General features: G+C 46.9%; 6 protein-coding genes. 1 reads left to right on the top strand and 5 read right to left on the bottom strand.

All coding sequences use genetic code 11. The features are described from left to right. Positions 1–137 precede the first annotated feature (137 nt). The gene (gene urtE / locus QUB06_RS29145; protein ID WP_333145659.1) at positions 138–836 is read left to right on the top strand and encodes an urea ABC transporter ATP-binding subunit UrtE; all 699 of its coding nucleotides are present in this window, start codon (positions 138–140) and stop codon (positions 834–836) included. Positions 837–929: 93 nt separating this feature from the next. On the opposite strand, the gene QUB06_RS29140 is transcribed toward urtE, so the two are convergent. The 5 genes from QUB06_RS29140 to QUB06_RS29120 form a co-directional block, all read right to left on the bottom strand. Beyond that, a complete protein-coding gene (locus QUB06_RS29140; protein ID WP_333145661.1) occupies positions 930–1,286 on the bottom strand; it encodes a type II toxin-antitoxin system mRNA interferase toxin, RelE/StbE family in 357 nt (118 codons plus the stop codon). Further along, positions 1,279–1,533: a hypothetical protein gene (locus QUB06_RS29135; RefSeq protein WP_333036453.1), complete on the bottom strand. Its 255-nt coding sequence runs from the start codon at positions 1,531–1,533 to the stop codon at positions 1,279–1,281. The genes QUB06_RS29140 and QUB06_RS29135 overlap by 8 nt, the downstream gene beginning before the upstream one ends. A 16-nt stretch (positions 1,534–1,549) precedes the next feature. Then, positions 1,550–2,308, bottom strand: coding sequence for a pentapeptide repeat-containing protein (locus tag QUB06_RS29130; protein ID WP_333438243.1), 759 nt, complete (start codon positions 2,306–2,308; stop codon positions 1,550–1,552). Between the two features lie 66 nt (positions 2,309–2,374). Further along, positions 2,375–2,851 carry a chemotaxis protein CheW gene (locus QUB06_RS29125; RefSeq protein WP_333438242.1) on the bottom strand — a complete coding sequence of 159 codons (477 nt, stop codon included), beginning with the start codon at positions 2,849–2,851 and terminating at the stop codon, positions 2,375–2,377. Positions 2,852–3,177: 326 nt separating this feature from the next. After that, complete coding sequence (locus QUB06_RS29120) at positions 3,178–5,988, bottom strand: hybrid sensor histidine kinase/response regulator (RefSeq protein WP_333438241.1); 2,811 nt, start codon at positions 5,986–5,988, stop codon at positions 3,178–3,180. Between the last annotated feature and the right edge of the window lie 12 nt (positions 5,989–6,000).

The following is a 6,000-nucleotide window of genomic DNA, read 5'->3' as shown; positions in this document are numbered from 1 at the left end:
TTAGTCATTAGTCATTAGTCATTAGTCATTAGTCATTAGTCATTAGTCATTAGTCATTAGTCATTAGTCATTAGTTAGTTGACTGTTGTCGATTACCGATTGCCAATTACCAATTATTCATTACTACTCCCAAGAATATGCTACAAGTTTCTAATTTGAATGTTTATTACGGCGAAAGTCACATTTTGCGCGATGTCGATTTAAGCGTAAATGCTGGGCAAATGGTTTGCTTGATCGGCCGCAATGGTGTGGGCAAAACTACTATGCTAAAAACGATTATGGGGTTGCTGCAACCGCGCAGTGGCACTATTGCTTTTGGCGGAGAATCTATTGCTTCTAAGTTGACTTACCAGCGGGCTAGATTAGGCATTGGTTATGTGCCTCAAGGACGTGAAATTATTCCACGTTTGACGGTAAAAGAAAATCTTTTGTTAGGTTTGGAAGCGAAACCAACCAAAACCAAAAATCCTGAAGTTCCTGATGAAATTTTTGAGTTATTTCCGGTTTTGAAAACTATGCTCGATCGCCTGGGAGGTGATTTGAGCGGGGGACAGCAGCAGCAGTTAGCTATTGCTAGGGCTTTGATGGGTGAGCCGCAGTTGCTGGTTTTGGATGAACCTACGGAAGGGATTCAACCATCTATTATTTTAGACATAGAAGCTGCGGTGCGCCGTGTGGTTGCGACTAGGGGAATTTCTGTTTTGTTGGTGGAGCAACATTTGCATTTTGTGCGGCAAGCTGACTGGTATTATGCTATGCAAAAAGGCGGGATTGTGGCTTCTGGAAGCACTAGCGAGTTAAGTGATGAGGTGATTCAGAGGTTTTTGGCTGTTTGAATAGAATTGAAGGAAGGCAGGACACGGATTTTGACGATGACAGCGAGCGCCTCAAAGAGCAAGAAGGGCAAGCGTTTAGATTTGAAAAATGGCTTATTCGTCTGGGTTCGCTTGGTATTCTGCGATCGCAGTTTGGATTTCCTCGGCGGAGACATTTGCTTGTTCTGATTTCGAGTAAATCAGGTGTAAAACAACTTGAGTCGGTGATTCAACTTGATAAATCAAGCGATAACCGCCGCTCTTACCAACTTGGGAATCACTGTTTTTAGCCCGGACTTTGTAAACGGTGTATTGAGTCCCTGTAATCTGGTTTCCTATGAAGTTTCCTTGGATAAGCTCATCAAGGACTGGCTGAATATCGGTTTGAATTTGGCGATACTTTTTAGCGAGTCCTTTGAGGCGACGTTTGAAGAGTACCGTGAATGTGACTTGGACTGACATATCAGACATTGATACCGTCCCAGAGTTCCGATATGGGAAAGGTTTGTCCCGCTTTGGCTTGGTGGAGGGAGGCTTTCAGATCGGCGAGGATTTGCTCGTTGGAGTCGGTATCTGAGTCAAAATCTGAGTCGAAGTCTGGGGCGATCGCGGATTGTGTCCGACTGGTCAAAAATTCCAGAAATGCCAGCGTTTGCTCTAAAAGTGGCTCAGGAGTCCGTTCGATCGCTTCGAGAAGGCGTTGTTTAATCGGCGACATAAGACTACCTCTATTATTATTGATTTTTTCTGCCGTCTGGCATTGTGGTGCCGGCCATACTTGCTCGATCGATACTAGCGCCATCTATATTAGCATTGCGGAGGTTGGCATCGGAAAGATTGGCATCTCTCAAGTCGGAAAATCGCAGGTCTGCACCGTCGAGATTTGTCTTTGTCAAGTTAGCTTTTCTGAGGTTAGCGTTGCTGATTCTCGCTCCTACTAATTCGGCTCCGCTTAAGTTTGTGCGAGCTAGATTGGTGTTGACAAAATCTGATATCTCGAACCGACTACCGCTGAGGTTGGCATCTGATAAATCTGCTCCTGTAAGGATGGGATTTTTTAAGTTAATGTTAACTAATTTTACGGCTCGGAGGTCGCAGCGGGAGCAGCTTTGAGTTAGCAGCAGCATTTCGACGTTGGCGTTGATTTGGTCAATTTGTTGCTGGGAGAAATTTTCGGCAAATTCTGGGGAGACGTAGCCGAGCTTTTTGGGGTCGTTTGCTTTTGGTTGGGGTGTTTGGATTGGGGGTGTTTGGATTTGTTGGGGTGTTTGGATTTGTTGGGGTGTTTGTGGTTGGGGTGTTGGGATTGGTTGGGGTGTTGGGATTGTTTGGGGTGTTGGGATGGGTTGGGGTGTTGGGATTGGTTGAGGTGTTGGGATTGGTTGGGGTGTTTCTATTTGCCCGATCGCACTTAGTTGCAGCCCCACCTTCGGCAAATCGAGAGTTGCTGCAAAAATTAGTAGGGCGATCGACATTATTGTGAGTTTTTTCATAAATCTATAACTTTTTGTTTGCCCAAATACTATTTATATGGTATAATACCTCGAAAAGTGAACACCCTACATTTCGCTAAATAGATCGAAATTCAGATAAAAAACTTCGGAACCATCAGGTGCGCGAATTAACTTTTCTATTACCGGAGGCAGTTGCTGTTGACGGTACAATTCGGGAATCTCGCAGAAGCTTTCTTCGGTAATTTCCAAAATTTTTGGCATATCAGGAAGGGGAATCCCCAACCGATCGCTTTTATTTAAGGTACAAATAATCAGGTATTTGCACTCAGCCATGCTCGGACTGCTGGGAAATATTGTGGATAAATTAATTATGGTAATCAGTTCTTCTTGATGCCGCAGTAAACTATTACCGTTAGGTAAAATGCCGTAGGCATTAAAGTTTTTAACAATGCGCTCCACTCGTTCAATAGCAACAGCATAATAAATTTTTCCTATTTCAAAGGAAACAAATTTTTTAGGGGCAATTCTAACAGTGGCTTGTTTATTGCTCCGAAATCGGCGATTGTAATTGGCGTGAGTCATTCGATTTTAGATTTTAGATTTTAGATTTTAGATTTTAGATTGAGGATTATTGGATTGAGGATTGAAGATTATTGATTTTATCTCAACTCCCTTGGCATCTGAATTATTCATCTCTCTCTTCCCTTTCTCTGTATCCTCTGCGTCCTCTGCGGTTTAATCATTCCGATACAACCGGAATTGATATTAGGTTTTAAATTGAAAAATATTGGATTTTAGTAGGTGAGTCGGCTGCGTAGCTTCCCACTATAATTAGCGTACTCAATTACTTTTGAGCTAAGTTTTGTTTGAGATTAGGGATTATTTGAGTGGAGATTTGAGATTTTGGCTTAAATTATTGAGTGGTGGATTAATTTGGGGATAGCTTGTAAAAGTTGGGCTTCGCTGTAAGGTTTGGTGAAGTATTGATTTGCGCCTAATTCCATTGCCATTTGCCGATGTTTTGCCCCGCTACGGGATGTCAGCATAGCTACGGGAATCTTAGCAAACCGCTCAGTCGATCTGATCGATCGCAACAATTCAAATCCATCCATCCGCGGCATTTCAATATCCACGATCGCCAAACTGCAATCAAGACCATTTTGCAACTTTTCCAGGGCATCCACGCCGTCTTTAGCCTGTACCACCCGGTAGCGAGCACGAGTCAGCGTCAGAGACAGCAACTGGCGAATGGTATAGGAATCATCCACTACCAAAATCTGCGGTGACTGACTCACACTCGCCGGTATCTCCTGCACTTTACCGGAGATAGCGGCGATCGAACTATTTACCACAGGTTGCCGCACCAAATCGTCCACATCCAGAATATTCACCACGCGCCCGTCCCCCAAAATCGTAGTCCCCAAAACGCCGCGAGGCTTGGATAGAGGCGGTGGCAAAGGTTTAACCACAATTTCCTGCTGACCGATCAGCCGTTCCACGGCCACCGCCAGCATTCCTTCGGTAGAAGCCAAAACCAGGACAGGAATTTCGTCTTGGGTCAAAGGGTCAGGAGAGGGGGCATCCGGCCCGACGACGCTGTATTCGAGCAAATCTTGCATTCTCACCAAACGAATAAATTCCTCCCGCCACCACAGCATTGGCTGATTGCCGGCAATGTGAACTTCCGAGGCTTTAATGTGCAGAATTTCCTCGACTGCATCAAGCGGCACTGCTATTTTATTGTGATCGGTTTTCACCATCAAAGCATCAGTAATCGACAGCAGCAGTGGCAGTTTAATGATAAAACTCGTACCTTTTCCCAGGCGAGAGTCTACCTTCACAGTTCCCCGCACAGTCCGCAAATTTGTTCGCACCACGTCGAGCCCGACTCCCCGCCCCGAAAGGTCGCTGACCCCTTCAGTAGTGCTGAAACCCGCCCAAAACAGAAAATCGTAGAGTTCGGCAATGGAAAAGTCTTGAGCTTGTTCCTCCGTAGCCAAACCCTTTGTGACAATTTTACGGCGAATCATTTCCGGGTCAATGCCTTTGCCATCATCGGCGACAGTAATAATAGTTTGGCCGCCTTGGTGGCGGGCTTCTATTTCTATTTGACCGCTGGCGGGCTTGCCGCTTGCTTTCCGAACTTCGGGCATTTCGATGCCGTGGTCGAAAGCGTTTCTCACTAAGTGTATTAAGGGGTCGCGCAAAGCGTCGAGCAAACTTTCGTCAATTTTGGTATCTCTTCCCACTAGCAGCAGGTTGACATCCTTATCGTATGTGAGACACATCTCCCGGAGCGCTCTGGGCAAGTGATCGACGGCGCGACTGAAACTCACGACTCGCAACTGCATGACGCGGCTGCGTAGTTGTTCGGTAATGCGGCGCAGTTGGTCGGTACTGCGCTCGAATTTCATGGCTAAGGTGTCTAATTTGGTGGCGGATTGAGAAATTGCTTGGGCAGTTTCGATGACTTCTGCGGCTGTCGAGTGGAACTCTGTATAACGATCCATCTCTAAGATATCGAAGTGAGCATGAACCGGAGAGGATTTGCCGTTAGCAATCATGGGGAATTCTGTTTCTGCAGCAGCAAGTTTTCCCAATCCAGAGTTCCCGTTTCCCCCTCTCCACTCTGCAAAGCTCAGTCTGTCGTATTCTTCTCGCAACTGGCCGCCGAATTGGTTCAAATCTACGATGTTGCGGCGGATGCGCTTGACTTCGCCGCGCAGTTCGGATTCTTGAAGTTCTAGATTTGTACGGTTGATGACTAATTCTCCGACTAGATTCACTAATTCTGTCAAGCGTTCTAAGTCTACGCGGATTGTCGGCCTTTGCGCGTTGGGGAGTGGGGAAGAGGGGGAGGGGGAGATTTCGGGGGGAGTGGGAGAGGGGGAGAGTGGGAGAGTGGGAGAGGGGGAGTGGGGGGGAGTGGGGGAGATTTCGGGGATGTCGATCGCCCTTCCTTCCAATATTTGTTGGCGTGCGGTTTGCAAGTTTTGGGCGATCGCCCAACCCTCGGATTGCAACCGTTGTAGAGTCAAGTTTGGAGAGTCGATCAAATCTCTGATGGCTGCGGCGACTTTCCCAAAATCCGGCAATTGCAGCATTCCAGCCAAACCGGAGAGTTGGTAGTAAACCTGGTTGAGGGCGGTGACGCTTGTTGTCAAATCTGCCTCGGAAGCTTGGGAAAGCTCGGTTTCTAGGCGATTGAAGAGTGCCGGCACTTGCTGTTCAAAAATCAGTTTCAGGGTTTCCGAGGCGGTGGATTGGTTGGCTGCGGGGACTGGGGGCTGTTCTGACTCGCCGTACTTGGCCTGAAACTGATCGAAAATTTGGGCTATCGCCTCCAAGTTTTCCGTTTGATCCGGAGTTGTGACATCGGAGTGTTGAACTGATTCGATCGTAATCTTTTTGAGAGCATCCACCCCCTGCAGCAAAACACTCACAGTAGTCGGTTCCAGGGCTGACAAGTCTGTGCGATCGCGCAAAATGACAAAACAGTCCTCCAGCGTGTGAGCCGCCGCCGACACGTTTTGAAAGCCCAACATCGAACCCGCACCTTTAATCGAGTGAGCCGCCCGAAACATTTCTTTAACTGCCGCTTGTCGCTCTTTCAAACCCGCAGCTTCCATCGCCAGCAGATTTGTTTCCATTGACTGGAGAAACTCTTCGCATTCTGCCGTAAAAGCATCTATTAATTCGTTTAAATCGTCATCATTCATATGAGCGGCCAA

This window comes from Microcoleus sp. D2_18a_D3 (genome assembly GCF_036702455.1).
Classification (GTDB): Bacteria; Cyanobacteriota; Cyanobacteriia; order Cyanobacteriales; family Microcoleaceae; genus Microcoleus.
The sequence above is the reverse complement of the archived record's forward strand: the minus strand, read 5'-3'. Positions and strand labels throughout refer to the sequence as shown.

Bases quoted from the DNA above. Each gene is read 5' to 3' on its own strand.
- urtE (WP_333145659.1), top strand. From the start codon at position 138: ATGCTACAAGTTTCTAATTTGAATGTTTATTACGGCGAAAGTCACATT.
- QUB06_RS29140 (WP_333145661.1), bottom strand. From the start codon at position 1,286: ATGTCTGATATGTCAGTCCAAGTCACATTCACGGTACTCTTCAAACGT.
- QUB06_RS29135 (WP_333036453.1), bottom strand. From the start codon at position 1,533: ATGTCGCCGATTAAACAACGCCTTCTCGAAGCGATCGAACGGACTCCT.
- QUB06_RS29130 (WP_333438243.1), bottom strand. From the start codon at position 2,308: ATGAAAAAACTCACAATAATGTCGATCGCCCTACTAATTTTTGCAGCA.
- QUB06_RS29125 (WP_333438242.1), bottom strand. From the start codon at position 2,851: ATGACTCACGCCAATTACAATCGCCGATTTCGGAGCAATAAACAAGCC.
- QUB06_RS29120 (WP_333438241.1), bottom strand. From the start codon at position 5,988: ATGAATGATGACGATTTAAACGAATTAATAGATGCTTTTACGGCAGAA.